At 41.1% G+C, this 26852-nt stretch carries 25 protein-coding genes and 1 pseudogene; 25 read left to right on the top strand and 1 reads right to left on the bottom strand.

Features of this window, described 5'->3' with window-relative positions; all coding sequences use genetic code 11:
- Positions 1-17: 17 nt before the first annotated feature.
- The 17 genes and pseudogenes from E7Y33_RS05560 (at position 18) to E7Y33_RS05475 (ending at position 19117) form a co-directional block, all read left to right on the top strand.
- On the top strand, positions 18-452 hold the full coding sequence (locus E7Y33_RS05560) for a hypothetical protein (protein ID WP_139689886.1): 435 nt from the start codon (positions 18-20) through the stop codon (positions 450-452).
- Positions 449-2113, top strand: a complete 1665-nt coding sequence (locus tag E7Y33_RS05555; RefSeq protein ID WP_139689885.1) for a molecular chaperone HscC — start codon at positions 449-451, stop codon at positions 2111-2113. Before E7Y33_RS05560 ends, E7Y33_RS05555 begins: the two co-directional genes overlap by 4 nt.
- Positions 2114-2126: 13 nt before the next feature.
- The gene (locus tag E7Y33_RS05545) at positions 2127-5132 is read left to right on the top strand and encodes a J domain-containing protein (protein WP_237665651.1); all 3006 of its coding nucleotides are present in this window, start codon (positions 2127-2129) and stop codon (positions 5130-5132) included.
- Positions 5133-5229: 97 nt separating this feature from the next.
- Entirely contained in the window at positions 5230-5610 is a 381-nt protein-coding gene (gloA, locus tag E7Y33_RS05540) for a lactoylglutathione lyase (RefSeq protein ID WP_000157150.1), read from the top strand.
- A gap of 244 nt (positions 5611-5854) precedes the next feature.
- Entirely contained in the window at positions 5855-6655 is an 801-nt protein-coding gene (locus E7Y33_RS05535; RefSeq protein WP_139689884.1) for a dihydroorotate dehydrogenase electron transfer subunit, read from the top strand.
- Positions 6618-7604, top strand: a complete 987-nt coding sequence (locus tag E7Y33_RS05530) for a dihydroorotate dehydrogenase (protein ID WP_161976046.1) — start codon at positions 6618-6620, stop codon at positions 7602-7604. The genes E7Y33_RS05535 and E7Y33_RS05530 overlap by 38 nt, the downstream gene beginning before the upstream one ends.
- Before the next feature lie 110 nt (positions 7605-7714).
- Complete coding sequence (locus E7Y33_RS05525; RefSeq protein ID WP_139689882.1) at positions 7715-9967, top strand: glucosaminidase domain-containing protein; 2253 nt, start codon at positions 7715-7717, stop codon at positions 9965-9967.
- 168 nt (positions 9968-10135) lie between these two features.
- A complete protein-coding gene (locus E7Y33_RS05520; RefSeq protein WP_070697044.1) occupies positions 10136-11179 on the top strand; it encodes a DNA/RNA non-specific endonuclease in 1044 nt (347 codons plus the stop codon).
- A gap of 97 nt (positions 11180-11276) precedes the next feature.
- On the top strand, positions 11277-12203 hold the full coding sequence (locus E7Y33_RS05515; protein WP_139689881.1) for an aldo/keto reductase: 927 nt from the start codon (positions 11277-11279) through the stop codon (positions 12201-12203).
- Positions 12204-12299: 96 nt separating this feature from the next.
- Entirely contained in the window at positions 12300-12536 is a 237-nt protein-coding gene (locus E7Y33_RS05510) for a DUF2829 domain-containing protein (protein WP_000141913.1), read from the top strand.
- Positions 12529-13227, top strand: coding sequence for a 3-oxoacyl-ACP reductase (locus E7Y33_RS05505; protein WP_139689880.1), 699 nt, complete (start codon positions 12529-12531; stop codon positions 13225-13227). The genes E7Y33_RS05510 and E7Y33_RS05505 overlap by 8 nt, the downstream gene beginning before the upstream one ends.
- A 10-nt stretch (positions 13228-13237) precedes the next feature.
- Complete coding sequence (locus tag E7Y33_RS05500) at positions 13238-13738, top strand: NUDIX hydrolase (protein WP_139689879.1); 501 nt, start codon at positions 13238-13240, stop codon at positions 13736-13738.
- Positions 13716-13868: pseudogene (locus tag E7Y33_RS05495) on the top strand (putative PEP-binding protein); the annotation flags it as partial. The gene E7Y33_RS05500 and the pseudogene E7Y33_RS05495, both read left to right, overlap by 23 nt.
- Positions 13869-13897: 29 nt before the next feature.
- Entirely contained in the window at positions 13898-14338 is a 441-nt protein-coding gene (locus E7Y33_RS05490) for an ASCH domain-containing protein (RefSeq protein ID WP_000188821.1), read from the top strand.
- A gap of 121 nt (positions 14339-14459) precedes the next feature.
- On the top strand, positions 14460-17006 hold the full coding sequence (locus tag E7Y33_RS05485; RefSeq protein WP_139689877.1) for a M1 family metallopeptidase: 2547 nt from the start codon (positions 14460-14462) through the stop codon (positions 17004-17006).
- 109 nt (positions 17007-17115) lie between these two features.
- Positions 17116-17790, top strand: a complete 675-nt coding sequence (gene ciaR, locus E7Y33_RS05480; protein WP_000590635.1) for a two-component system response regulator CiaR — start codon at positions 17116-17118, stop codon at positions 17788-17790.
- Positions 17780-19117: a sensor histidine kinase gene (locus tag E7Y33_RS05475; RefSeq protein WP_139689876.1), complete on the top strand. Its 1338-nt coding sequence runs from the start codon at positions 17780-17782 to the stop codon at positions 19115-19117. Before ciaR ends, E7Y33_RS05475 begins: the two co-directional genes overlap by 11 nt.
- 65 nt (positions 19118-19182) lie before the next feature.
- Here E7Y33_RS05475 and E7Y33_RS05470 read toward each other — a convergent pair whose 3' ends face one another.
- Positions 19183-19467 (bottom strand): DUF3270 domain-containing protein, encoded by a 285-nt coding sequence (locus tag E7Y33_RS05470; protein WP_139689875.1) that lies wholly within the window; start codon positions 19465-19467, stop codon positions 19183-19185.
- Positions 19468-19852: 385 nt separating this feature from the next.
- Here E7Y33_RS05470 and E7Y33_RS05465 point away from each other — a divergent pair, with 385 nt between their 5' ends.
- The 8 genes from E7Y33_RS05465 to E7Y33_RS05430 all read left to right on the top strand — a co-directional run bounded on the left by E7Y33_RS05465 (position 19853) and on the right by E7Y33_RS05430 (position 26766).
- Positions 19853-20908 carry an ABC transporter permease gene (locus E7Y33_RS05465; protein ID WP_139689874.1) on the top strand — a complete coding sequence of 352 codons (1056 nt, stop codon included), beginning with the start codon at positions 19853-19855 and terminating at the stop codon, positions 20906-20908.
- 13 nt (positions 20909-20921) lie between these two features.
- Complete coding sequence (locus E7Y33_RS05460; RefSeq protein ID WP_139689873.1) at positions 20922-21602, top strand: ABC transporter ATP-binding protein; 681 nt, start codon at positions 20922-20924, stop codon at positions 21600-21602.
- Positions 21603-21729: 127 nt separating this feature from the next.
- Entirely contained in the window at positions 21730-22659 is a 930-nt protein-coding gene (locus E7Y33_RS05455; RefSeq protein WP_000411180.1) for a peptidase U32 family protein, read from the top strand.
- A gap of 105 nt (positions 22660-22764) precedes the next feature.
- Positions 22765-23448 (top strand): ribose-5-phosphate isomerase RpiA, encoded by a 684-nt coding sequence (gene rpiA / locus E7Y33_RS05450; protein ID WP_057489008.1) that lies wholly within the window; start codon positions 22765-22767, stop codon positions 23446-23448.
- 23 nt (positions 23449-23471) lie between these two features.
- Positions 23472-24683: a phosphopentomutase gene (locus E7Y33_RS05445; protein ID WP_139689872.1), complete on the top strand. Its 1212-nt coding sequence runs from the start codon at positions 23472-23474 to the stop codon at positions 24681-24683.
- 1 nt (position 24684) lies between these two features.
- Positions 24685-25242 carry a DUF1697 domain-containing protein gene (locus tag E7Y33_RS05440; protein ID WP_139689871.1) on the top strand — a complete coding sequence of 186 codons (558 nt, stop codon included), beginning with the start codon at positions 24685-24687 and terminating at the stop codon, positions 25240-25242.
- Positions 25242-26051, top strand: a complete 810-nt coding sequence (locus E7Y33_RS05435; protein ID WP_139689870.1) for a purine-nucleoside phosphorylase — start codon at positions 25242-25244, stop codon at positions 26049-26051. Before E7Y33_RS05440 ends, E7Y33_RS05435 begins: the two co-directional genes overlap by 1 nt.
- A gap of 4 nt (positions 26052-26055) precedes the next feature.
- Entirely contained in the window at positions 26056-26766 is a 711-nt protein-coding gene (locus E7Y33_RS05430; protein WP_139689869.1) for a glutamine amidotransferase-related protein, read from the top strand.
- Positions 26767-26852 lie beyond the last annotated feature (86 nt).

The following is a 26852-nucleotide window of genomic DNA, read 5'->3' as shown; positions in this document are numbered from 1 at the left end:
AAGGTTGGGTGAGAGTTATGACATATCAACAAAATAATCCTGAAGTAGATAAAGAAAAAGAGGCATTTGTTTCAGATGAAAGTCTTTTTCCGAACGATGAAATGAAGTCAGAAAAGAGAGTCGGAAATTCTGTAATCCTTTCTATTGCTTTGTTCTTAGCTATTGCTTATATAGTTTTAATTTTATTTTTTCTCTTTTCAATGGGAGCGTGGGCTGGTGGCTTTTTGTACTTTTTGGGAATCCATATTATTAGCTTTGTGATAGCAACCATCCTGCTTTGGAATGGAATGGTGAATAGCAATAAAGCAACTCTTTATATCGCAGCAGCTATTTATATTTTTTCACTTATTACTGTGGGTGATCCGAATTGGGTGATTAATCATATACCACCGCTTGTGGAAGCGATACTGGTATTTATTGGAACTATATTATTTAAAAATGGAGAGTTATGATAGTAGGTATTGATTTAGGAACGACTAATTCTTTAGTAGGGGTATATCAAGATGGCCAGGTCAAGCTGATTCCCAATGCTTTTGGTGAGTATTTGACTCCATCTGTTGTGGCTTTAGATGACAATGATGAGATTATAGTTGGAAAAATTGCCAAGGAACGCTTGGTGACCCACCCAGATAAGACGGTTTCTCAGTTCAAGCGTTTTATGGGAACTAAGCATGAGTTAACGTTAGGAAATCGAGCATATAAGGCTGAAGAATTAAGCTCTTTTATCATTCGAAAGTTGGTAGACGATGCAGAGACTTATCTTGGAGAAAAGGTTGAGGAAGTGATTGTCAGTGTACCAGCTTATTTCAACGATGCTCAACGCTATGCGACCAAACTAGCAGGGAAATTTGCTGGAGTTCAGATTGATCGGATTATCAATGAACCTTCCGCAGCGGCTCTTGCTAAAAGATCTATGGTAAACCAGGAAGATCAATCTTTTATTGTAGTCGATTTTGGTGGTGGAACTCTAGACATTTCAGTTGTGGAGCTTTTTGATAATATCGTTGAAATCGTGTCAATCGCAGGGGACAATCGCTTGGGGGGAGAAGACTTTACTGCGGCTATTGCAGAGGAATTTTTAGCCTCCAATCAATTAACTAAAGATACTATTTCCCGTGAATTTTATAGCAAAATTCTGGTACAGGCTGAAAAGACAAAGCTGGAACTCAATGATAAAGAAGAAGTGAAGATGACAGTGATGGACCAAGAGCAGGAATACTTTTTAGACTTGAGCTACCAGCGCTTTTATGAGATTTGTCAACCTCTGTTGGCTCGTGTTAAGGCTGTTTTGGACCGTGCCTTGATGGATGCACGCTATAGCTATGTGTCTTCTGATAATTTTGTTCTTGTTGGTGGGACTTCGAAACTCCGCTTGGTTCAGGACTTTTTATCCTACTGTATCAATCAAATGGTGCAAGTTTCGGATGATCCCGATCGGATGATTGCGAGAGGTTGCGCCATTTTAGCAGGAATCAAAGAACGTCAGGGTGAGATACGAGATTTGTTGCTGTCTGATATTTGTCCTTTTACTCTGGGGATTGAGATTGTTGGAGACCGTTTTTCGCCGATAATTGAGCGAAATTCTACCCTCCCTGCCTCACGTATTGAGCATTACTATACAGCTGAATTGGGACAGAGTCAAGTCAAGATAAAGGTCTATCAAGGTGAGATGATGAAGGCATCGCAAAACTTGTTCCTAGGAGAATTAGAAGTCCCCGTGCCTGTGAATACTCGCGAAAATGAAAGTTTCACAGTTCGTTTCACCTATGATTTAAATGGAATCTTGGATGTAGAAGTCAAAATTGATTCCACACAGGAAGTCTTTAGTCATGTTATTCTCCAAGATAGCATTACCCTGACAGAAAAGGAAATCAAGGTTAAGCAAGCAGAGTTGTCTCGTTATAAGATCAATGCTCAAGAAACAGAGGTTTATCGTTTCTTGATTGAAAAAGCGAATCGTGTGTACAGTATGCTCTTGGGGAGAAGAAGAGATGAGCTAATGGCTGAAACTAGACGATTTGAAGAAGAGGTCAGTCAAGCATCTGTTTATCATTTGCCAAAACTCTATCAATCATTTTCAAACTATTTAGACTTCCTAGAGCGAGGACTGTAAAAGAGGAGACCTTATGAATATATGGGAAACTTTAGGGATAGAGCCAACGACTGACGTCAAGCTTATTAGAAGGCGTTATGCTGAACTGGTTCGGCTCTATCACCCAGAAGACCAACCAGAAATTTACCAAGAAATTGTTGAAGCGTACCAAAAAGCCTTGACTTATGCGAGGTCTAGAAACACAAGACCAGAAAATAGTCTAAGAAAAGCGAGTGACTCTCAAGAAGCTGCTGAACTTGAAGAAGAGGCGAATGAAAAGCCTAACTCTAGTCTCAATTTTGAAAACTTGACTGAAGAAACGAAGACTGAGAACGAAGAGTCTGAAAGGTCTAGTCTTGATTTCAGTGATTATCAGCAACCAACTGATAAGACCAGCGATTCCTTTAACTTTGAAACCTTTAAAGCAGAAGAGGATAAGCAGAAGTCCACCCTTGACTTTAGTGACTATGACGAGGAAGTTCAGCTAAATGGAGATTCTGAAGAAAGAGCTGCGAGTCCCCTCAACTTTGAAACGTTTAAAGCAGAAGAGGATGAGCCAAAGTCTACCCATAATTTCACTAACTATGATGAGGAAACTAGGTTAAACGGTAACTCTGAAGAGAGTGCTAAGAGTACTCTCAACTTTGAAACCTTTAAAGCAGAAGAGGATGAGCCAAAGTTTACCCATAATTTTACTGACTATGATGAGGAAATTAGGTTAAACGGTAACTCTGAAGAGAGCGCTAAGACTACTCTCAACTTTGAAACTCTTGGTGATGATGAGGGCAAAAGGCAAGAAGAAACAACCAAGTCCACCCTTGACTTTAGCGGTTATAATGAAGCAACCTATCTAATCCGAAATGCGATTGAAAGCATTGTTGGAAATGACGGTTATAACCAAGAGGAACAAGAGCATCTGTGGCGTCAGTTCTTTCATCAGTATCAATATGATATGGACATTGTTCAATCCGTTTTAGAGGAAATGGATGTTTATATTTTTAACAAACCGGAGCAATTCTCTATCCTCATTCCCTTGCTGGAAGATTATATACCTGACTTTAAGTACTGGGGCTATTACTATAAACTGAAACACTGGAAGGTCAAAAGAGCTATAGCAGAAGAGGAAGGCAGTTCGCTTGAAAGCGCACATGAAGCCACTGAAGAATTCTATTATTCTTATCAACTTTGCCAAGAAATTCTCCAGGATTTTAACAAAGCAAATCAATTAAGCTCTTGGATAGAGTTTTTCAAGCACCCCTATCTGGGCTTTATGGTCTTGGATCAAGTAAATCAAAATCGTCAGATAATCAAGAGCGTGCCCGTTTTAACCTATATTCTTGAAAAAAACCGACAAGTCATATTTGAAGAGGATTATCCACTCTTGAATGACTTGGCTGATTACTTAGACGAAGTAAAAGGGGAGCTGGGAGAAAACGTTGACTTTAGTTACTACTCTCTAGATAATCCAGATGAAGTTGAGGCAACCTTTTATGAGTTGCTCCATGCTCAGTATGAAGACGAGTACAAACTGTTACGTGATTGGCAATATCTTTTTGAAACAGTTAAAGATCACACGCTCTTACTTTATTTGTTAGAAAAAGTGGACGTCTATCCTTTAACCAATGCGAAAGTGTTAGCTCTCGTTCTCCAATTTGTAGAGCGTTACAGTGATGAGGAATCAAATCCTTACCTGAAAAAACTCCATTTCTGGAAGAGTATCCATTCTTATCCTTCAGTGGTAGAGGAGTATGCACTTAACAAAAAAGAAAATTTTGATTACTGGTACAATGAAGGTTATCTTTATATAGATAAACTCACTAAGAACGATGAAGATATCAATGATTGGGAAAAGTGGAGAAGCTACTTTAAAGGAAGACCACGCATTCTAACGATTTTGCTTCAACAAATCTATAAGGAGTACCATCGGTTTACAGATGGCAAGCTCTTGAGATATGTTTTGGCTCCTTTTCCTACTTCTAAAATGGCTCCCCAAATGATGACGGAGGAGACAGACCAGAAACTAGAAGAGATGACAGTTTATGCTTATGAACTTAGTCATCCAAAGGCCAAGCTCTCTTATTTGGATTGGAAAAAAAGACAGGTCTTTAAAAATAAGTTTCTTCAGATTTTCTTTGGCCTCTTTACGATTGTAAGTTTGCTACTTAGTGTTCTAGAGCGACCGGGTTATAATTCATGGGTTCATGCGGGTATGTTTTCTCTCTTTTACGTCTATATGCTAAAATTAAGGAAAACACCGATTGAGGAAGGAGTGACTGCTAGGGGGGGAAAACGGAAATTCTACTACAGCCCCCATCCATGGTTCCTACTAATCTTGCTATTGACCCTCGTCATTCCATCCTTACCGTTTGGTCTCATTGGTGCCCTTATGTTTATTACATTTTTCAGCTTCATCGATGGTTTCCAAGTGAGTCAGGGGCTGAAGTGGGATTATTCTTTGGATAAGCTGATTCCTATCGGTATCTTTCTTTCTGCTGGTTTTCTTTCTGCTTTGGTAAATCGAAGCCAGACTATTTCAGGAGTTGCAATGATGTACTTCCATATTTTTGCAATCCTTGTAATTTGCTTATCTTTTACAAGATTTAGTCCTGGATTTCCACCATCTCTGAAGAAAATTTTCATACCAGCAATCTTGGGAATCTTACTCTTTCAAACGTTGCCCTACATTCACAGCCGTTTAGACATCTTTGATCCAACTATTCTACGAAATGAAACACTGGCTATAACTGTTATCCTCTTGTTAAATGGAGTTGCCTTGTCTTATTTTACAAAGGATCAAGGCTTCATGATTGGTGTGAAGAAGGTCTTTATGATTTATGGATTGCAGATCTTTATTTTCCTAAGAAGACTGTTCCGAATCCTATTCGCACCAAATTCAGTTTTCGGTAATGACTATTATTACAAAGACTTACTAATCATGAACAGCGAATTTACTTTCTACTTCCTCGAAGGACTTTTTATCCTTATCATACTTTTCCTTATTGGCAATATACGCAAGGAAAATCGTAAAAGTGCTTCTTAGAATGAAAGCGTAGAGAAGAGGACTCTAGTTCAAGTTTCTAGTAAATTTTCCTGAATAAAGGTATAATAGAACTATTAAAATGAAAGAGGTAATGAAAATGGCTTCAAAAATGCTACACACTTGCTTGCGAGTAGAAAACCTTGAAAAATCAATCGCTTTTTATCAAGATGCTTTTGGTTTTAAAGAATTGCGTCGCAGAGATTTTCCAGATCATGCTTTCACCATTGTCTATCTAGGACTTGAGGGGGATGACTACGAGTTGGAGTTAACCTATAATTATGATCACGGTCCTTATGTGGTAGGAGATGGCTTCGCCCATATCGCCCTCAGTACACCTGACCTTGAGGCCCTACATCAAGAACATAGCGCTAAAGGCTATGAGGTGACAGCCCCTAATGGACTTCCAGGAACTCAACCAAACTATTACTTTGTCAAAGATCCTGATGGCTACAAGGTCGAAGTCATTCGTGAAAAATAATCCAGTAAGGTCAAGTAGAATGTTCGTTTTCTACTTGACTTTTTTTCTTTGAAAGAGTATACTAATACAAATTTAACCTTTAAGGGGAGTCCAGAGAGACTCACAAGGTGTCAGATAAAAGGGATAGGGGACTCTGTGGAGACTTTTTAAGTGTGCGCATGAGTTCTAGCCTAACCCAACTGAGGCCTTGCATTAGCAAGGTCTTTTCTTTATCTGGTCCCCTTAAAATTTAAGGAGGAAAATCATGAATCCCACATGTAAGAAGCGTTTAGGTGCCATTCGTTTAGAAACCATGAAGGTGGTTGCACAGGAGGAAATTGCGCCAGCAATCTTTGAATTAGTCCTAGAAGGAGAAATGGTTGAAGTCATGCGAGCAGGCCAATTTCTTCATCTGCGTGTGCCTGATGATGCCCATCTCTTACGCCGTCCTATTTCAATTTCGTCTATCGATAAGGCAAACAAGCAGTGTCATCTCATTTATCGGATTGAGGGGGCTGGGACCGCTATTTTTTCAACATTAAGTCAGGGTGATATTCTTGATGTGATGGGACCTCAGGGGAATGGTTTTGACTTGTCTGATCTGGACGACCAGAGCCAAGTTCTCCTCGTTGGTGGGGGGATTGGTGTTCCGCCCTTGCTTGAGGTCGCCAAGGAATTGCATGCGCGTGGGGTGAAAGTAGTGACAGTTCTCGGTTTTGCTAACAAGGATGCTGTTATTCTAGAAAAGGAATTGGCCCAATATGGTCGGGTCTTTGTAACAACAGATGATGGTTCATATGGCATCAAGGGAAATGTATCTGTTGTCATCAATGATTTAGACAGTCAATTTGATGCTGTTTACTCATGTGGGGCTCCGGGAATGATGAAGTACATTAATCAAGCCTTTTATGACCACCCAAGAGCCTATCTATCTCTGGAATCCCGTATGGCTTGTGGGATGGGGGCTTGCTATGCCTGCGTCCTAAAAGTTCCAGATAGTGAGACTGTCAGTCAACGTGTCTGTGAAGATGGCCCTGTTTTTCGCACAGGAACAGTTGTATTATAAGGAGAAAGTCATGACTACAAATCGTTTACAAGTTTCTCTCCCTGGTTTGGATTTGAAAAATCCGATTATTCCAGCATCAGGCTGTTTTGGTTTTGGCCAGGAGTATGCCAAGTACTATGATTTAGACCTTTTAGGCTCCATTATGATCAAGGCGACGACACTAGAACCCCGTTTTGGAAATCCAACTCCCAGGGTGGCAGAAACACCTGCCGGTATGCTCAATGCAATCGGTCTGCAAAATCCTGGTTTAGAAGCTGTTTTAGCTGAGAAGTTGCCTTGGCTGGAAAGAGAGTATCCTACGCTTCCCATCATCGCAAATGTTGCAGGCTTTTCAAAACAAGAGTACGCTGCCGTTTCTCGAGGAATTTCTAAGGCTGCAAATGTAAAAGCTATCGAGCTCAATATCTCTTGTCCTAATGTGGATCACGGCAATCACGGACTTTTGATTGGGCAAGATCCGGATCTAGCTTATGAAGTGGTAAAAGCAGCTGTGGAAGCCTCTGATGTACCAGTTTATGTTAAGTTAACCCCTAGTGTAACAGATGTTGTAACCATTGCTAAAGCCGCAGAAGATGCAGGAGCAAGTGGGTTAACCATGATCAATACCCTTGTCGGTATGCGCTTTGACCTCAAAACTAGAAAACCAATCCTAGCCAATGGTACAGGTGGAATGTCAGGCCCAGCAGTTTTTCCGGTCGCCCTCAAACTCATTCGTCAAGTCGCCCAAACCACAGACCTCCCCATCATTGGAATGGGGGGAGTGGATTCTGCTGAAGCTGCGCTAGAAATGTATCTGGCTGGTGCCTCTGCCATCGGAGTTGGAACAGCCAACTTTACCAATCCTTATGCCTGTCCTGATATCATCGAACATCTACCAAAAGTCATGGATAAATATGGCATTAGCAGTTTGGAAGATCTCCGTCAGGAAGTCAAAGGCAGTCTGAGATAAGCTAGGTCTTCCTTATCGTCAACAAGACATAGAATCTTCATCAATTTGTAATATTTCCGTCTATTAACTATGTTACAATAGGGTTTAGAAAACGTTATTGGAGCATTTAAATGAAACGATGGAAAGTGGCCCTAGTAAGTGCTAGCTTATTGGGGTGTTTTTTTACTGTAGTGGAGACAGCAAAAGCCGAAGAAGGTACTTGGCAAGGAAAGACATATCTCAAAGCAGACGGGAAACCAGCAACCAAGCAATGGCTTTTTGACCAAACGCATCAGAAGTGGTTTTATCTTAAAGAAGATGGTCAACGTGCAGAAAACGGTTGGTTGACAGTTGGTGATAAGGATTACTATTTTAATGAAGCTGGAAAATTAGCTACGAAAACGTGGGTTGGCCAGTACTATGTGACTGAAAGTGGTGCTAAAGCCAAGGAACAGTGGGTATTTAATCAGGAACAAGAATCATGGTATTATCTCAAGTCTGATGGTCAGAAAGCTCAAAATGAGTGGATTCAACAAGGTCAGGAAAAATATTACCTTAAAGAAGATGGGAAAATGGCCAAAGATGAGTGGATCACTCAAGGTGAAGACCAGTACTATGTCAATTCTCAAGGGAAAATCTTAAAAAATACCTGGCTTGGCTCTCACTACCTATCTGATAAAGGAAATAAGGTAAAACAGGCTTGGATCTATGATGCTAATTATAGCAGTTGGTTCTACCTGAAAGCGGATGGCAACTACGCAGAAAACGGTTGGCAAACAGTTAAAGGGAAAGATTATTACTTCAAACAGGGTGGTTATCTGGCTACAAATACCTGGCTTGGAAAATCTTATGTAACTTCAAGTGGCCATAAGGCGAAAACAAGCTGGATTTTTGATAAAAATTACGAATCATGGTTCTATCTCAATGCCGAAGGCGACTATGTAGAAAAAGGCTGGCAAACAATTGATGGAAAAGATTACCATTTCAAATCAGGTGGCTATCTTTCTACAGAAAGTTGGATTGACCGCTTCTATGTTGCTAAGAGTGGTGCCAAACTAAAATCAGAGTGGTTTTTTGATAAGAATTACCAGTCTTGGTTCTACCTGAAAGAGGACGGAACCTATGCTGAAAAAGGTTGGAAAACCATTAAAGGCAAGGATTACCATTTCAAATCAGGCGGCTACCTTTCTACAGAAACTTGGATTGACCGCAGTTATGTGACGACCAGCGGAGCAAAAGCAGGAAAGGGCTGGCTCTTTGATAAGAAATATAACTCTTGGTTCTATATTAAGGCTGATGGAAATTACGCCAATAAAGAATGGCTCTGGGATAATGGCTACTATTATCTAAAATCAGGCGGCTACATGGCCACAAGTGAGTGGGTTTGGTACAAGAATAATTGGTTCTACCTCAAGTCGAATGGGAAGATGGCAGAAAAAGAGCTGATTTATGATTCAGTTAACCAAGCTTGGTACTATCTCAAATCAGGTGGCTATATGGCACAAAATGAAACTGTAGATGGTCATACCTTGGATGCCTCAGGTAAATGGCATGTTGCGGATAAAACCAAGTATTATAAGGTAAAACCTATCACAGCTTATGTCTATAGTGCATCTGGAGAAATTTTGAGTTACATTAACCAAGGAAGCATCGTTTCACTGGACAGCTCGACCCGTAAAGGAGGCAGACTTGCAGTTTCGATTTCTGGCTTGTCTGGCTATATGAATCAAAGTGATTTGACAGCAGTAGATGAAGGAAGCGAGTTTATCCCACATTATACTAGTGATGGGAAATTCCTCTACCATGAACTCTCTCCTTATACGAGTATCAAAGTAGCTCCACACACTTCTGCTATGGTTATTGGTAAGAAGTACTACTCAACTGACGGGGAGCATTTTGATGGCTTTACCATTAAAAATCCTTTCCTCTATAAAAACTTGAGAGAACCAAGTAATTATAGTGCAGCTGAGTTGGATAAACTGTATTCGATGATGAACTTGCAGGATAGTCCTCTCGCAGGTAAAGGAGCGACTTTCAAAGAAGCTGAGGAACGCTACGGTGTCAATGCCCTTTACTTGATGGCACATAGTGCCCTTGAAAGTGCTTGGGGACGCAGTCAAATTGCCAGAGATAAGAACAACTTCTTTGGTATTGCCGCTTATGATACGAGCCCATATCTCTCAGCCAAGAGCTTTGATAATGTGGATAAAGGAATCCTTGGAGCGGCCAAGTGGATTCGTGAGAACTACATCGACTATGGCAGAGACCACCTTGGAAATAAAGCAACTGGAATGAATGTTCGCTATGCTTCCGATCCATACTGGGGTGAGAAGATAGCTAGCATCATGATGACCATCAATAGTAGACTTGGTGGAAGAGACTAAAAGATAAGCAACGGTAACTACTGAAAAAGTGGTTATCGTTTTTGTTTTGGACACCGTGAGAAAAATAGTATAATAACAGCTTCTTTATTCTTGAATAATTAGCAAAATGATAGTAAAATGTAGAAGCAAGCATTAGTATAGTTATTATACAAAACAAAGGAGTCTATTATGAAAAAGTTGCTATCCCTTTCACTTGCTTTACTTTCAGTAACAACACTTGTTGCTTGTTCTGGTCATAAGGTAGAACAAGCAGTTCCAGAAGAAAAAGTCGAACAGAAGCAAGCTAAGTTCGATGAAAAGTTGTTTAAAGAAGCTGGACTCTTGCCTTTTAAAAATGAGAAACAACTAGAACTTGGAGAGTTGGATTCCAAATCACGCGCGACGGGTGCTCATATTCAACTCAAGGATAGCGACGAGCCAACTGAAAAGAGAGAGCCTAAGATAAGTTATAACCCGGTTGGTTGGCACAACTATAATTTTTATTATGGAGATGGCTCTAAAAAGGCTTGGTTGATGAATCGTGGTCATTTGATTGGGTACCAGTTTAGCGGATTAAACGATGAAAAGAAAAACTTGGTTCCGATGACTAACTGGCTCAATGCTGGAACATATTATGGAACAGATAATACTAATCAAGAAAGCATGCTTTATTATGAAAATCGGTTGGACTCTTGGTTGGCCAATCACCCAAACTACTATCTTGACTACAAGGTGACCCCGATTTATCAAAAGGACGAATTGATTCCAAGACAGATTGAGTTGCAGTATGTGGGAATTGATGAAAACGGCAAACTCTTGGAGATCAAGCTGGGTGGTAGTAAGGAAAAGGTTGATCAGTATTCTGTGACGCATGTTATTCTAGACAATGTTTCAGCTAATGCGGAAATCAATTATTTGGATGGTACTGCTAAAAATACAGTTGAAAACGGAGAAGAAAAAGCTAAGAAAGAAGCTGAAGAAAAGGCTAAGAAGGAAGCTGAGGAAAAAGCCAAGAAAGAGGTTGAGGAAAAAGAAGCAGCTGAAAAGAAAGCGAAAGAGGAAGAAGAAGAAAAAGTACGTCAGGCTGCACAAGAAAAGGAAGAAAGTCAGGAATCAAACTCGCAATCAACAAATTCAGGCGGCTACTTTAGGGATAGAAACGGAAGATGGCACAGACCAAATGGTAAATTTGCTTCCAAGAAAGAAATTAGAGAAGCGGGATTGCAGTGGTAGGAAGAATTTAGTAGATATACAGTCAAAAAGCCGTTTTAAAGCGGTTTTTTTGTTATAATGAAGGGAAGAACGGTAGAAATTAAAGGAGAAAAATTTGATGAGATACATAACTCTTGGTCAAGCTGACAAAGAATTATCAGAAATTGTTCTCGGATTGATGAGAATAGAAGATAAGTCTGTAAAAGAAGTTGAAGAGCTTGTGGAAACAGCACTTTCTGTTGGAATCAATGCCTTCGACTTGGCTGATATATATGGTCGTGGTCGTTGTGAAGAACTGTTAGGTCTTGTCCTAAAAAATCGTCCAGATTTAAGAGAAGAGATGTGGATTCAGTCAAAATGTGGAATTCGCATTGATGAATTTACCTATTTTGATTTTTCAAAAGACTATATTTTAGAATCAGTAGATGGTATTTTGCAAAGATTGAAGATTGATCATCTAGATAGCTTGCTTCTTCATCGACCAGATGCTCTGATGGAAGCTGACCAAGTAGCAGAAGCCTTTGATCTCCTTTATAAACAAGGTAAGGTTCGAGATTTTGGAGTTTCTAATCAAAATCCTATGATGATGGAGTTGCTTAAAAAAGATGTCAAGCAGCCGTTAGCTGTTAATCAGCTACAATTGAGTGCGGCTTTTACTCCAGGATTCGAATCTGGTTTTCATGTCAATATGGAAGATAGTCAAGCAACTATGCGAGATGGAAGCATTTTTGAATATTGCAAATTACACGATGTGGTCATTCAAGCATGGTCTGTCTTACAATTCGGGTATTTTAAAGGGAATTTTGTTGGAAATGAGAAATTTCAAGCTTTGAATCAAGTGCTTGATCGTTTAGCTTTTAAATATGGAGTAACTCCTTCAACTATTGCCATTTCTTGGATATTGCGTTATCCAGCTAAAATGCAGGCAGTCGTAGGTACAACAAATCCAAAGCATTTGAGAGAAGTTAGCCAAGCGGCAAACTTTAGCTTAACAAGAAAAGAATGGTATGAAATTTATCTTGCTGCAGGGAATGATTTGCCCTAGGTAGAAGCAGATTTGAATAAATCACAGTCAAAAAACCGTTGGAAAACGGTTTTTTGTTATAATTAAATGAAGAATGTAGCATTAAAGGAGAGCATCATGACATTTGAAGAAATCTTGCCTGGATTAAAGGCTAAGAAAAAATATGTACGAACTGGTTGGGGAGGGGCTGAAAACTATGTGCAGCTTTTTGACACTATCGAGCAAAACGGGGTTGCACTTGAAGTGACGCCTTATTTCCTCATCAACGTGTCAGGAGAAGGGGAAGGTTTTTCCATGTGGAGTCCGACACCTTGTGATGTTTTGGCGACGGATTGGGTAGAAGTGCATGACTAGACGTGTATTGATTACGGGAGTAAGTTCAGGGATCGGTCTGGCTCAAGCTCGCCTCTTTTTAGAGAAGGGGTATCAAGTATATGGAGTTGACCAAGGTGAAAATCCATTCTTGGAGGGTGATTTTCACTTTTTACAGAGAGATTTGATCTTGGACTTGGAGCCTATTTTTGACTGGTGCCCTTATGTGGATGTTTTGTGTAATACTGCGGGAGTATTGGATGATTACAAACCCCTTTTGGAACAATCAGCGCAGGAAATCCAAGAGATTTTTGAAATTAACTATATGACTCCTGTTGAGTTGACTCGGTATTATTTGACACAAATGTTGGAAAATAAAAAAGGAATTATTATCAATATGTGTTCCATTGCCTCAAGTCTAGCTGGTGGTGGTGGTCACGCCTATACTTCCTCTAAGCATGCCCTGGCTGGATTTACCAAGCAGTTGGCTTTAGACTATGCTGAAGCTGGGATTCAGGTCTTTGGTATTGCTCCAGGTGCAGTCAAGACTGGAATGACTGCAGCTGACTTTGAGCCAGGTGGATTGGCAGATTGGGTGGCTAGCGAGACACCCATCAAACGCTGGATTGAGCCAAGTGAAATTGCAGAAGTCAGCATATTCCTAGCTAGCGGTCACGTATCCGCCATGCAAGGACAAATCCTGACAGTGGATGGTGGCTGGTCTTTGAAGTAGGAGGAGTAGGATGGAAATCAAACATCATTTTGGTGTATACGGAGTCTGTCTTCAAGAAGGTAGACTTCTCTGCATTGAAAAAACGAGAGGCCCTTATCAACATCGTTATGATTTACCTGGTGGGAGTCAGGAACTAGGTGAGGGGTTGACAGAAACTCTCAAGAGGGAAGTTATGGAAGAGACGGGGTATACGCTTAGCGATTATTCAAACCCTAGAATCTATGATGTGCTAGTTCAAGAAAATGGGCAAAACTTTGCCGTACATCATATCATGGCCTTTTATGATATTGAGATTAACGAGGAGGAACCTCAAGTTACGATTTCTGAAGCTGTTTCTGATGGTGCTAATGACTCACATGGATATATTTGGAAGGATATTCAAGAAATCACAGAAGAAAACGCATCGCCATTAGTCTTGAAGGTTAAGTCTGAATTATTAGGATTTCCAGAACTGGACAAGACCTTGTATATGAATTGGAAGGTGAATGATGAGAAACCAACTTGCCCTTAGTGGCGAACGAATTGTTGAAAAAGTTTACCCTCAATTATTACATCATGTTGGTATGATTCGTGGAGAATACTTACTGAGAGAGCTTAATCAAAACATCCTATTAGCAAGTTGTCAGCAATTTATAAAAGAAGTAAGTAAAAAATTACAAAGGAGCAACCCATGACACCGCAAGAAATGTGGAATGCCTATAAGCGAATCAACCCCTTTATCGGTGATGAGATAGACGCCTGGGCTTTTGGAGTGGAAGCTGATCTCTTGGCAGATTTGGTTTTAAAAGGTGAAAAGACGGCAACTGCATCAGCCTATGATCTTTATGCAGTCGATAACGAACCCCTTCCGCGAGAAGGGACCTTCGATGTCATTTTAGACAGTCAAAATCAGGCTGTCTGCATTGTCGAAATTACAAAGGTTTCTGTCGAATCCTTTAATCAAGTTTCTGCTGAACATGCCTTTAAGGAAGGGGAAGGTGACAAATCCCTCGCCTATTGGCGTCAGGTTCATGAGGACTGTTTCGCCGAGTGGCTGAGAGAGGCAGGACTAACTTTTACACCTGACAGCAAAGTTGTATTAGAAGAATTTCGTAAAGTCTACCCTCTATAGAACGCTAGGAGGAAGAAAGTTTTGGAAATCACCGTCCAATCCTTTTTTCTTAAGCAAAACATGATATAATAAGTTTGTTTGAATAAGAGTAAAACTCTTAAACTTAGAATAGGAGAAAACTATGCAAGCAGTTGAACATTTTATTACGCAATTTGTTCCTGAACATTATGATTTATTCTTAGACTTGAGTCGTGAGACCAAGACCTTTTCTGGGAAGGTGACCATCACTGGTCAAGCCAAGAGTGACCGTATTTCCCTTCACCAAAAGGACTTGGAAATTGCTTCTGTAGAAGTTGCGGGTCAAACTCGTCCATTTACAGTTGACCATGACAATGAAGCCCTTCATATCGAGCTGGCTGAGCCAGGTCAAGCTGAATTGGTTGTCGCATTTTCAGGAAAAATCACAGACAACATGACAGGGATTTACCCTTCGTACTATACAGTGGATGGTGTCAAGAAGGAAGTCTTGTCTACACAGTTTGAAAGCCACTTTGCGCGTGAAGCCTTCCCATGTGTAGATGAGCCAGAAGCCAAAGCAACCTTTGATCTCGCTCTTCGCTTTGACCAAGCAGCAGGTGAGTTGGCCTTGTCAAACATGCCTGAGATTGATGTGGATAACCGCAAGGAAACAGGTATCTGGAAGTTTGCGACAACACCTCGCATGTCATCTTACTTGTTGGCTTTTGTTGCTGGTGACTTGCAAGGGGTGACTGCTAAAACCAAGAATGGTACCCTCGTAGGTGTCTATTCAACCAAAGCTCACCCATTATCTAATCTTGATTTCTCATTGGACATCGCCGTTCGCTCAATCGAGTTTTACGAAGATTACTACGGAGTCAAGTACCCAATCCCTCAATCTCTTCATATCGCTCTTCCTGACTTCTCAGCAGGTGCAATGGAAAACTGGGGTCTGGTGACCTACCGTGAAGTTTACTTGGTTGTGGATGAGAACTCAACCTTTGCTAGCCGTCAACAAGTTGCCCTTGTCATCGCCCACGAGCTTGCTCACCAATGGTTTGGAAACCTCGTGACTATGAAATGGTGGGATGACCTTTGGCTTAATGAAAGCTTCGCCAACATGATGGAATACGTCTGTGTCGACGCCATCGAGCCAAGTTGGAATATCTTTGAAGACTTCCAAACAGGTGGTGTGCCGGGAGCACTTAAACGTGATGCGACTGATGGCGTTCAGTCTGTCCACGTCGAAGTTAAACACCCAGACGAAATCAATACCCTCTTTGACGGAGCTATCGTCTATGCCAAAGGAAGCCGTCTCATGCACATGCTTCGTCGTTGGCTAGGTGATGCTGATTTTGCTAAAGGTTTGCATGCTTACTTTGAAAAGCACCAATATGGAAATACCATTGGTCGTGACTTATGGAATGCCCTTGGACAAGCATCAGGGCGTGATGTCGCAGCCTTCATGGATTCTTGGTTGGAACAACCTGGTTATCCAGTTCTCACTGTCAAAGTTGAAAATGATGTCTTAAAGATTTCACAAAAACAATTCTTCATCGGTGAGCACGAAGACAAGAACCGTCTCTGGGTTGTACCACTGAATAGCAACTGGAAAGGCTTGCCAGATACACTCGAAACTGAAAGTATCGAAATCTCTGGCTACGCCGCTCTTCTTGCTGAAAATGAAGGAGCTCTTCGTCTCAACACTGAAAATACAGCCCACTACATTACCGACTATCAAGGAGACTTGTTAGAAGCTGTTCTTGCTGAGCTAGAGACACTTGATAACACAAGCAAACTGCAAATTGTTCAAGAACGTCGTTTGTTGGCTGAGGCAGGTCATATTTCTTATGCTGATTTGCTCCCAGTCCTTGATAAACTAGCTAAGGAAGAGTCTTACTTGGTAGTTTCAGCTGTATCTCAAGTGATTGCTGCCCTTGAGCGCTTTATCGATGAAGGAACAGCAACTGAGAAAGCCTTTAATACACTCGTTGCTAAATTGGCTCGTCACAACTATGACCGTCTTGGTTTTGAAGCCAAAGATGGAGAATCAGATGAGGATGAATTGGTTCGTCAGTTGGCTGTTTCTATGATGATTCGTTCCAATGATGCAGAAGCTAGTCAAGTTGCTAGCCAAATCTTTGCAGCTCACAAGGAAAATCTTGCAGGACTTCCAGCAGCAATCCGTGCTCAAGTTCTCATCAATGAAATGAAAGACCATGAGACCAAGGATTTGGTCGCAACTTATCTGGACCTATATACTCATGCGACGGATGCGGTCTTTAAACGCCAGTTGGCAGGAGCTCTTGCATATAGTACAGATGCCGACAATATCCAAACCCTGATTGGCTCATGGAAGGATAAATTTGTAGTGAAACCACAAGACCTTTCTTCATGGTACCTCCAATTCCTCGGACACCAAGCTACCCAAGAAACTGTTTGGGTATGGGCGCGTGAAAATTGGGATTGGATTAAGGCAGCTCTTGGTGGGGATATGAGCTTTGATAGCTTTGTTATCTTCCCATCGCATATCTTTAAAACAGAGCAACGCTTGGCAGAGTACAAGGCCTTCTTTGAACCACAACTCTCTGACCTTGCGCTTAGCCGCAACATTCGTATGGGGATCAAGGATATCGCAGCGCGTGTTGACTTGATTAAGCGTGAGAAAGCAGCAGTCGAAGCTGTTGTAACCCAATATGCCAAAGCTTAATTCACTCGAAATGTAAACAAAAACTCAACTTTCTATCTGAAAACGAGAGAGAGTTGAGTTTTTTTTAAGGCAATTTTGGTATAATAATCATAACAAGGAGGAGTTTCTGATGATAAAAATCTTATTAGTAGAAGATGACCTAGGCCTGTCAAACTCAGTATTTGACTTTTTAGATGATTTTGCAGATGTCATGCAGGTTTTTGATGGAGAAGAAGGTCTCTACGAAGCAGAAAGTGGCGTCTATGACTTGATTTTGCTTGACCTGATGTTGCCTGAAAAAAATGGCTTCCAAGTTCTGAAAGAATTGCGTGAAAAAGGAATTACGACACCAGTCCTTATCATGACAGCTAAGGAAAGTTTGGATGACAAGGGACATGGTTTTGAGTTGGGAGCGGATGACTACCTCACCAAACCTTTCTATCTAGAAGAACTCAAAATGCGGATCCAAGCCCTTCTCAAACGTTCAGGTAAGTTTAACGAAAATACCTTGACCTATGGGGATGTTGTCGTCAACCTTTCAACGAATGAAGTAAAAGTGGAAGATACTCCTGTGGAACTGCTCGGGAAAGAGTTTGAGTTATTGGTTTACTTCCTTCAAAATCAAAATGTCATTCTTCCCAAGACACAGATTTTTGACCGTCTATGGGGATTTGATAGCGATACGACGATTTCTGTTGTAGAAGTCTATGTTTCAAAAGTTCGTAAGAAATTGAAGGGGACAGCCTTTGCTGAAAATCTTCAAACCTTGCGTAGTGTCGGGTATATTTTAAAAGATGTTCAATAAACTAAAAAAAACATGGTATGCGGATGATTTCAGCTATTTCATTCGAAACTTTGGAGTGTTCACCCTGATCTTCTCTGCTATGACCTTGATTATCCTCCAGGTCATGCACTCGAGTCTCTACACTTCTGTAGATGAAAAACTCCAAGCCCTTAGTAGCAGTCCCCAAGCGGTTATCCAGTTAGCCCTGAATCGGGCCACCGAAGAGGTCAAGGATATTCAACCCGCAACTGCGGATGCTAGCAAGGCTGAAATCAAGCCCAATGTCAGCTCCAATACGGAAGTCTTGCTCTTTGACAAGGATTTTAACCAACTCTTACTGGGCAATCGCTTTTTAGGCTTGGACAAAATCAAGTTGGACAAGAAAGAGTTGAATCATATTCGCCAAATCCAAGTTGTCAATAGCTATGGTCAGGAAGAAACCTATCGAATGGTCTTGATGGAAACTAATTCTTCCACCGTATCAAGCAATGTCAAATATGCGGCGGTTTTAATCAATACCAGCCAGCTTGAGCAAATCAGCCAAAACCACGAGCATTTGATTGTTGTAGTTATGGCTAGTTTCTGGCTCCTGTCTTTAATTGCCAGTGTTTACTTGGCACGTGTCAGTGTCAAACCTTTGCTGGAAAGCATGCAAAAGCAGAAGTCCTTTGTTGAAAATGCGAGCCACGAACTGAGAACGCCTTTGGCTGTTTTACAAAATCGTTTAGAAAATCTCTTTCGAAAACCAGAGGCAACAATCATGGAATCCAGCGAAAGTATCGCTTCCAGCCTTGAAGAAGTTCGCAATATGCGCTTCCTTACGACCAATCTTCTCAACCTTGCACGTCGAGATGATGGAATCAAACCAGAAATAGCAGAAGTTTCTCCACAATTCTTTAAAACAACCTTTGCCAACTATGAGTTGATCGCTTCTGAAAATGATCGTGTTTTCAACTATGAAAATCGAATTTATCGTCCATTCATGACCGATCAGTTGCTCTTAAAACAACTCATGACCATCCTGTTTGATAATGCCATCAAGTATACAGAAGAAGATGGGAAAATTGAGTTTGTAGTTTATGCTACAGATCGCCATCTCTATCTTACAGTAACAGATAATGGGATTGGAATCTCAGCTACTGACAAGAAAAAAATCTTTGACCGCTTTTACCGTGTAGACAAGGCAAGAACTCGTCAGAAAGGTGGCTTTGGCTTGGGACTTTCTTTGGCAAAGCAGATTGTCGATGCTTTACGAGGAACGATTACTGTCAAAGATAACAAACCTAGAGGAACAATTTTTGAAGTTAGGATCGCCATCCAATCTCCTCCAAAACGAAAGAATAAATAAAAAAAGACAGTTTTATAACTGTCTTTTTAGATAACTAGAAAAGAGGTTGGTAGTAGTACCAACCTTTATTTTGAAAGTTTTCGTTTAATAATCTTTCGTTGAAGTTGTAAAAGGGCGAAACTAAGACCCATTGCAGCGACAAAGGATAAAGCTGTATTTAATTTTATAGCTAAAAAGATAAAACTAAAAAGTGCCATAAAAATACAGAAACAAGCGATATTTACAAAAAATAAAATCTCTTTTAGGTTAGGGCCAACTGGGGCTTCAGGTGTGTAATCTTGGTAAAGCGGAGTTTGTTTCGATTCAGGAGCTTGTTCAAACTCATAAGCTTCTAGTTTTCTTGCGGACATGATTCTCTCCTTAACAGTACATAACTATTTTATCATTTTTTATGCAGAGAATTATTACAGAATTGTTACAAAACTACTAAAGTCTCTTATCAACTTCTAAGTCTCTCTTCTTGACACCCACTAGAGAAAATGATAGCATGGATGTTACACTTAAAACAGATGACCTAACCTTCTCTTTTATAAATATACTGAGAAAGGAAAGGATAACTTATATAAATTGATAGCAAGCAAGTGCTTTTCCTAAGATAATTTGTTGAGTTGCTACCTGGATACTTTTGAAGAGTATTGGTAGGAGTTGTTTTGAATGGATGGAAGGACAGAGATTCTGTCTATTGGTCTGGGTGGCTTTTAAACTACTTCTGGGGAAAAGTTAAAGGAGATAAGCATGTATCTTGCTATCAAAGAAATAGTACGAAACAAACTTCGATATAGTTTGATTCTCACTACCATTTTTCTTATCGCTTTCATGGTCTTTTTTATGACCAGTTTGGCTCTTGGTCTTGTACGTAACAACCGAGCCGCTATTGATAACTGGCAAGCGACTGGTGTGGTTTTATCTGACTACGCAAATGATAATTTGACAGCATCTTTTATTCCTGAAAAGGACTACAAGGACAAGAGTTCTAAAGAGGCTACTCCACTGGGCTATATGTTCGCTGTGACTAATCTAGTCGATGATAGTGAGAAGGTCAATGTTTCCATCTTTGCTCAAGAATGGGACTCTTTTATCTCTCCGAGTTTGATTGAGGGTCGTTATCCTGAAGGAGATGATGAGGTTGTCGTGGATCAGTCCTTTGAGAATTATGGGATTAGGCTAGGTGATGCCATTCAGCTCAATGGAAGCGAGACAAGTTACAAGATTGTAGGCCTGACTCAAGGAAATAAATTTTTCACCGAGCCTGTTATCTTTACGAGTCTGACGACTTATTGGACCTTACAAGGAACCTTGAAAGCTAATCGTTCCATCTCTGCCTTGGTATTGAAAAATGATATAGAAGTGGCTGGCGATGGACTGAAACAGATTTCCATTCCAAAAATGATATCAAAAATTCCTGGTTACACACCTCAGGTTAATGTATTTTCAGGAATGATTCTTGCTATGATTGTTATCACTGGCTTGATTGTGGGGATTTTTGTTTATATCATTACCATCCAAAAACTAGGACTATATGGAATAATGCGGGCTCAGGGTATACAGATCAAAACCATTGTTTGGTCTCTTTTCTGTCAAATCTTCCTCCTAGCCGGTATGGGAATTGCTTTAGCCTTGCTGGCTATTGGTGGAGTGATTTTAGTCTTACCAGCTACCTTCTTTTTCTACCCAAGTTGGATAGCCTACTCCGTCCTAAGTTTGGTGATTTGCTTGATGGCCCTTCTAGGTGGTGTCATTTCACTTCCACGCTTACTAAAGGTGGACCCGATTACTGCGATTGCAGAATGATAAGGAGAATAGTATGACAGCATTGATTGAAATGACTCAAGTGACAAAAACGTATGGGGAAGGAAAGATGAAAGTCGTGGCTCTGCATGAGACGAATTTTCAGCTAAATGCGGGAGAGTTCGTAGCTATCGTTGGGCCTTCAGGTTCTGGAAAGACGACCTTTCTAACAACTCTAGGACAACTACAGGAAGCATCGAGTGGAAAGATTCTAGTCAAGGGGAAGGAAACAGGCAGTTTAACGGAGAAGGAAAAAACAGATCTCCGTTTTAGAGAGTTTGGTTTCATTCTTCAGGCTTCAAACTTAATTCCTTTTCTAACGGTCAAGGAACAGCTGGATTTGATTGACAGACTAGATAAGGGGAAAAATGGTAAAAGTGACCGAAAAGAGCTGTTTGACTTGTTGGATTTGGAAAAAGTTCAAAATCATTATCCCAAGGCTTTATCAGGTGGTGAACGTCAACGTGCGGCAATCGCTAGAGCGCTTTATAACAACCCAAGTATCGTGCTTGCAGATGAGCCAACAGCCAGTCTAGATACCCAGCGTGCCTATCAAGTAACGGAAATGTTGGCTGCCATTGCCCACGAACAAGGTAGAGGAGTTGTCATGATTACACATGATACACGCCTTCTTGATAAGGTTGACCGTATTTATGTTATGAATGATGGTCACCTAGTTGAAAAAACACATGCATAAAAAAGAAAGTGGACGGTACTAGTTACTGTTCACTTTTTGATTGCAACCTTTAAAAAATGATTTTGACTTTTTATAAAAATTCTAGTATTCATAGCTGATTTTTGAGAATTGTGGTATAATTTTCCTTATGGAAAAGATTATCATTACAGCAACTGCTGAAAGTATTGAACAAGTTGAACAACTACTCGAAGCTGGCGTAGACCGCATCTATGTCGGTGAGAAAGATTTTGGCCTTCGTCTGCCAACGACCTTTAGTTATGAAGAGTTGCGCACCATCGCTAAGCTCGTTCATGATGCGGGTAAGGAATTGATCGTTGCAGTCAACGCCCTCATGCACCAGGATATGATGGACCGTATCAAGCCTTTCCTAGACTTCTTGGAAGAAATCAAGACAGACTATATTACAGTAGGAGATGCAGGTGTCTTTTACGTAGTCAACCGTGATGGCTATTCCTTCAAGACTATCTACGATGCGTCAACCATGGTGACAAGCAGTCGTCAGATTAACTTCTGGGGTCAAAAGGCAGGAGCATCTGAGGCGGTTTTAGCGCGTGAAATTCCATCTGCTGAACTCTTCAAGATGCCAGAAATTTTGGAAATTCCTGCTGAAGTCTTGGTTTATGGGGCTAGTGTCATTCACCATTCTAAGCGTCCGCTCTTACAAAACTACTATAACTTTACGCATATCGACGATGAAAAGACGCGTAAGCGTGACCTCTTCTTGGCAGAGCCGAGTGACCCAGAGAGCCATTATTCAATCTTTGAGGACAATCATGGTACCCATATCTTTGCTAACAATGACCTTGATTTAATGACCAAATTGACAGAATTGGTGGAGCATGGTTTTACCCATTGGAAGCTTGAAGGACTTTACACCCCAGGTCAGAATTTTGTAGAAATTGCTAAACTCTTTATTCAAGCGCGTGGCTTGATCCAAGAGGGGAATTTCAGCCATGACCAAGCCTTCTTGTTAGATGAGGAAGTGCGCAAGTTACACCCTAAAAACCGTTTCCTCGACACAGGATTCTATGATTACGATCCTGATATGGTTAAATAGGATACCAAAACCCGAAATAAAAATGTTCGGGTTTTTTAAGTGTATTCATGAAATAAAAACGGATACATGTTATAATAAAAGTAGCTCTTTAATGGAGGTGTTTAAGTGGAGAATCTGAAAAAGATGGCAGGTATTAAGGCTGCTGAGTTTGTCAAGGATGGTATGGTAGTCGGTCTGGGAACTGGCTCTACTGCCTATTATTTTGTCGAAGAAATTGGTCGTCGGATTAAGGAAGAAGGTTTGCAGATTACTGCTGTGACAACTTCCAGTGTGACCAGTAAACAGGCTGAAGGACTAAACATCCCGCTCAAGTCGATTGATCAAGTGGATTTTGTTGATGTGACGGTTGACGGGGCGGATGAAGTAGATAGCCAGTTTAACGGAATCAAAGGCGGTGGTGGTGCCCTTCTGATGGAGAAGGTTGTCGCAACGCCCTCAAAAGAATATATTTGGGTGGTGGATGAAAGCAAACTGGTAGAGAAACTAGGTGCTTTTAAATTGCCTGTGGAAGTGGTTCAGTATGGCGCAGAACAGGTTTTTCGTCGTTTTGAGCGAGCTGGCTACAAACCAAGTTTCCGTGAAAAAGACGGCCAACGTTTTGTGACCGATATGCAGAACTTTATCATTGACCTAGCCTTGGATGTCATTGAAGATCCGATTACTTTCGGGCAAGAATTGGACCATGTCGTTGGTGTCGTAGAGCATGGCTTGTTCAACCAAATGGTGGATAAGGTCATCGTAGCGGGACGAGATGGTGTTCAGATTTTAACTTCAACAAAAGCAAACTAATCAACATAATAAGGAGACACACTATGTCAAAATTTAATCGTATTCACTTGGTGGTATTGGATTCTGTGGGAATCGGTGCTGCACCAGATGCTAATAACTTTGTCAATGCAGGAGTTCCAGATGGAGCTTCTGATACACTGGGACACATTTCAAAATCAGTTGGTTTGAATGTGCCAAACATGGCTAAAATCGGTCTAGGAAATATTCCTCGCGAAACGCCTCTAAAGACTGTACCAGCTGAAAGCAACCCAACAGGTTATGCAACGAAATTGGAAGAAGTTTCCCTTGGTAAGGATACCATGACTGGTCACTGGGAAATCATGGGACTCAATATTACCGAGCCTTTCGATACTTTCTGGAACGGATTCCCAGAAGAAATCTTGACAAAGATTGAAGAATTTTCAGGACGCAAGGTCATTCGTGAAGCCAACAAACCTTACTCAGGTACGGCTGTTATCGATGATTTCGGACCACGTCAAATGGAAACTGGAGAGTTGATTATCTATACTTCAGCTGACCCTGTTTTGCAAATTGCTGCCCACGAAGACATCATTCCTTTGGATGAATTGTACCGTATCTGTGAATATGCTCGTTCGATTACCCTTGATCGCCCTGCTCTTCTAGGTCGTATCATTGCCCGTCCATATGTTGGTGAACCAGGTAACTTCACTCGTACAGCAAACCGTCGTGACTTGGCTGTATCTCCATTTGCACCGACTGTTTTAGATAAATTGAACGAAGCAGGTATCGATACTTACGCTGTTGGTAAAATCAACGATATCTTTAATGGTGCTGGTATCAATCATGACATGGGCCACAACAAGTCAAACAGCCACGGAATTGATACATTATTGAAGACCATGGGACTTGCTGAGTTTGAAAAAGGATTCTCATTCACAAACTTGGTGGACTTTGATGCTCTTTACGGCCACCGTCGTAATGCTCATGGTTACCGTGATTGCTTGCATGAGTTTGATGAACGCTTGCCTGAAATTATCGCAGCTATGAGAGAGGATGACCTTCTCTTGATTACTGCTGACCATGGAAATGACCCAACCTATGCAGGAACAGACCACACTCGTGAATATATTCCACTTTTAGCTTACAGCCCTAGCTTTAAGGGAAATGGTGTCATTCCAGTTGGACATTTTGCAGATATCTCAGCAACAGTTGCGGATAACTTTGGTGTGGAAACTGCCATGATTGGGGAAAGTTTCTTAGATAAATTGGTATAAGATGAAACGCTATGCTTTACTGGTAAGGGGCATTAATGTCGGTGGCAAGAATAAGGTTGTTATGTCGCAACTTCGTCAAGAATTAACAGAGTTGGGTTTGGAGAAGATTGAAACTTACATTAACAGTGGCAATATTTTCTTTACTTCGACAGCTCCCAAAGCCCAATTGGTTGAAAAGTTAGAGGATTTCTTTGAAATCCATTATCCATTTATTCAGAGCTTTTCTTTGCTGAGTCAGGAAGATTATGAAGCAGAGCTGAAGAATCTGCCAGATTGGTGGACCAAAGACCTAGCTCGAAAAGATGTCCTCTTTTACACGGAGGGCTTGGATGTAGCTCAAGTCATTGAGACAGTTGAAAGTTTGGAACTGAAAGATGAAGTGGTTCATTTTGGAAGACTTGGGATTTTCTGGGGGAAGATCTCTGAAGAATCCTACTATGCAACTGCCTATCACAAGTACTTGCTCAAGATGCCTTTTTATCGCAACATCACCATTCGCAATGCAAAAACCTTTGACAAAATCGGTCAAATGCTAAAAAATAATAAAGGAGACACATAATGACATTTTTAGATAAGATCAAGGAAACAGCTGCTTTCCTGAAAGATAAAGGAATCCAAGCTCCCGAGTTTGGTCTAATCCTTGGATCAGGTCTGGGAGAATTGGCAGAAGAAATCGAAAATCCAGTTGTAGTAGACTATGCAGATATTCCAAACTGGGGTCGTTCAACAGTTGTCGGTCACGCTGGGAAATTGGTATATGGTGAACTTTCAGGGCGCAAGGTCTTGGCTCTTCAAGGACGCTTCCATTTCTATGAAGGCAATCCTCTTGAGGTCGTGACTTTCCCAGTTCGTGTGATGAAAGTCCTCGGATGTGAAGGTGTCATTGTAACCAATGCAGCTGGTGGTATTGGCTATGGTCCTGGTACTTTGATGGCTATCTCAGACCATATCAACATGACGGGTCAAAATCCATTGATGGGTGAAAACTTGGATGATTTTGGTCCACGTTTCCCTGATATGTCTAAAGCCTACACACCAGAATACCGTGCAACTGCCCATGAAGTGGCTAAAAAACTCGGTATCAAGCTTGATGAAGGTGTCTATATCGGTGTAACCGGTCCGACTTATGAAACACCTGCAGAAATTCGTGCCTATAAGACATTGGGAGCAGATGCAGTTGGTATGTCCACTGTTCCTGAAGTGATTGTGGCAGCCCACTCTGACTTGAAAGTTCTCGGTATTTCATGTATTACGAACCATGCTGCTGGTTTCCAAGAAGAACTTAACCACGAAGAAGTTGTAGAAGTGACTGAACGTGTTAAAGGTGATTTCAAAGGCTTGCTTAAAGCGATTCTTGCTGAATTGTAATGTCATGAGAGTTCACTTTATTTTACATGAGACATTTGAGGTTCCAGGCGCATATCTAAAATGGGCTCTAGAACGAGGTCATCAAATTACATCAACAAAGGTTTATGAAAAAGAACCTCTTCCTGAAACAATTGATAGGATTGATTTTCTGATTGTCATGGGTGGTCCTCAATCACCTGATGAGGATAGAGAAAACTTCCCATACTATGATCCAAAGGCTGAGCTTGCTTTTATGAAAGAAGCGATTGCTGCAGATATCTATATTGTTGGTGTCTGTCTTGGTGCCCAGCTCCTGTCTGTTGCTTATGGCGCGGAGTATGAACACAGTCCAGAGCGGGAAATTGGAGTGTATCCTGTGAATTTAACGCCTGAAGGATTGGCGGATCCGCATGTCAGCTTGTTTGGCGCCAGCTTTGATTCTGGTCACTGGCACGGGGATATGCCGGGATTGACGGAGGATGCTGTTGTCCTTGCGACCAGTCAAGGTTGTCCACGTCAGATTGTCCGTTTTTCTCCCAAGCACTATGCCTTCCGAGCCCACTTGGAATTCGATCCAGAAGCAGTCGATCTCTTGATTGCGTCTGACGGTGAAGCTGCTTTGGAGGAGCAAAGTCAACAATTGCCATTTGTCGAAAAACCTGAAGCTATTCGTGCTTACGATTATCAAGAAATGAATGCAAAATTGTACGCATTTTTGGATTCATTAACAAACTAAATAAAATAGAAAGGTAGAGCGTGTGTTTTTATTTGAACACGAGCGGAAAGCTTTTCTAGAAACTCAGAAAGGAAGGGGAGTTCAGG

Origin of the sequence: Streptococcus oralis (assembly GCF_006175905.1) — a bacterium.
GTDB classification, from domain to species: domain Bacteria; phylum Bacillota; class Bacilli; order Lactobacillales; family Streptococcaceae; genus Streptococcus; species Streptococcus oralis_BG.
Note: the sequence above shows the minus strand (reverse complement) of the source record. Positions and strands in the feature narration are given on the sequence as shown.

Coding starts and splice junctions, on each gene's coding strand:
- E7Y33_RS05510 (WP_000141913.1), top strand. CDS start 12,300: ATGACATTTGAAGAAATCTTGCCTGGATTAAAGGCTAAGAAAAAATAT.
- E7Y33_RS05470 (WP_139689875.1), bottom strand. CDS start 19,467: ATGTCCGCAAGAAAACTAGAAGCTTATGAGTTTGAACAAGCTCCTGAA.
- E7Y33_RS05555 (WP_139689885.1), top strand. CDS start 449: ATGATAGTAGGTATTGATTTAGGAACGACTAATTCTTTAGTAGGGGTA.
- E7Y33_RS05530 (WP_161976046.1), top strand. CDS start 6,618: ATGGCCCTGTTTTTCGCACAGGAACAGTTGTATTATAAGGAGAAAGTC.
- E7Y33_RS05430 (WP_139689869.1), top strand. CDS start 26,056: ATGAGAGTTCACTTTATTTTACATGAGACATTTGAGGTTCCAGGCGCA.
- E7Y33_RS05515 (WP_139689881.1), top strand. CDS start 11,277: ATGAGATACATAACTCTTGGTCAAGCTGACAAAGAATTATCAGAAATT.
- E7Y33_RS05455 (WP_000411180.1), top strand. CDS start 21,730: ATGGAAAAGATTATCATTACAGCAACTGCTGAAAGTATTGAACAAGTT.
- E7Y33_RS05440 (WP_139689871.1), top strand. CDS start 24,685: ATGAAACGCTATGCTTTACTGGTAAGGGGCATTAATGTCGGTGGCAAG.
- E7Y33_RS05545 (WP_237665651.1), top strand. CDS start 2,127: ATGAATATATGGGAAACTTTAGGGATAGAGCCAACGACTGACGTCAAG.
- E7Y33_RS05525 (WP_139689882.1), top strand. CDS start 7,715: ATGAAACGATGGAAAGTGGCCCTAGTAAGTGCTAGCTTATTGGGGTGT.
- E7Y33_RS05520 (WP_070697044.1), top strand. CDS start 10,136: ATGAAAAAGTTGCTATCCCTTTCACTTGCTTTACTTTCAGTAACAACA.
- E7Y33_RS05460 (WP_139689873.1), top strand. CDS start 20,922: ATGACAGCATTGATTGAAATGACTCAAGTGACAAAAACGTATGGGGAA.
- E7Y33_RS05505 (WP_139689880.1), top strand. CDS start 12,529: ATGACTAGACGTGTATTGATTACGGGAGTAAGTTCAGGGATCGGTCTG.
- E7Y33_RS05500 (WP_139689879.1), top strand. CDS start 13,238: ATGGAAATCAAACATCATTTTGGTGTATACGGAGTCTGTCTTCAAGAA.
- E7Y33_RS05445 (WP_139689872.1), top strand. CDS start 23,472: ATGTCAAAATTTAATCGTATTCACTTGGTGGTATTGGATTCTGTGGGA.
- E7Y33_RS05490 (WP_000188821.1), top strand. CDS start 13,898: ATGACACCGCAAGAAATGTGGAATGCCTATAAGCGAATCAACCCCTTT.
- E7Y33_RS05475 (WP_139689876.1), top strand. CDS start 17,780: ATGTTCAATAAACTAAAAAAAACATGGTATGCGGATGATTTCAGCTAT.
- E7Y33_RS05485 (WP_139689877.1), top strand. CDS start 14,460: ATGCAAGCAGTTGAACATTTTATTACGCAATTTGTTCCTGAACATTAT.
- E7Y33_RS05465 (WP_139689874.1), top strand. CDS start 19,853: ATGTATCTTGCTATCAAAGAAATAGTACGAAACAAACTTCGATATAGT.
- ciaR (WP_000590635.1), top strand. CDS start 17,116: ATGATAAAAATCTTATTAGTAGAAGATGACCTAGGCCTGTCAAACTCA.
- E7Y33_RS05535 (WP_139689884.1), top strand. CDS start 5,855: ATGAATCCCACATGTAAGAAGCGTTTAGGTGCCATTCGTTTAGAAACC.
- E7Y33_RS05560 (WP_139689886.1), top strand. CDS start 18: ATGACATATCAACAAAATAATCCTGAAGTAGATAAAGAAAAAGAGGCA.
- E7Y33_RS05435 (WP_139689870.1), top strand. CDS start 25,242: ATGACATTTTTAGATAAGATCAAGGAAACAGCTGCTTTCCTGAAAGAT.
- gloA (WP_000157150.1), top strand. CDS start 5,230: ATGGCTTCAAAAATGCTACACACTTGCTTGCGAGTAGAAAACCTTGAA.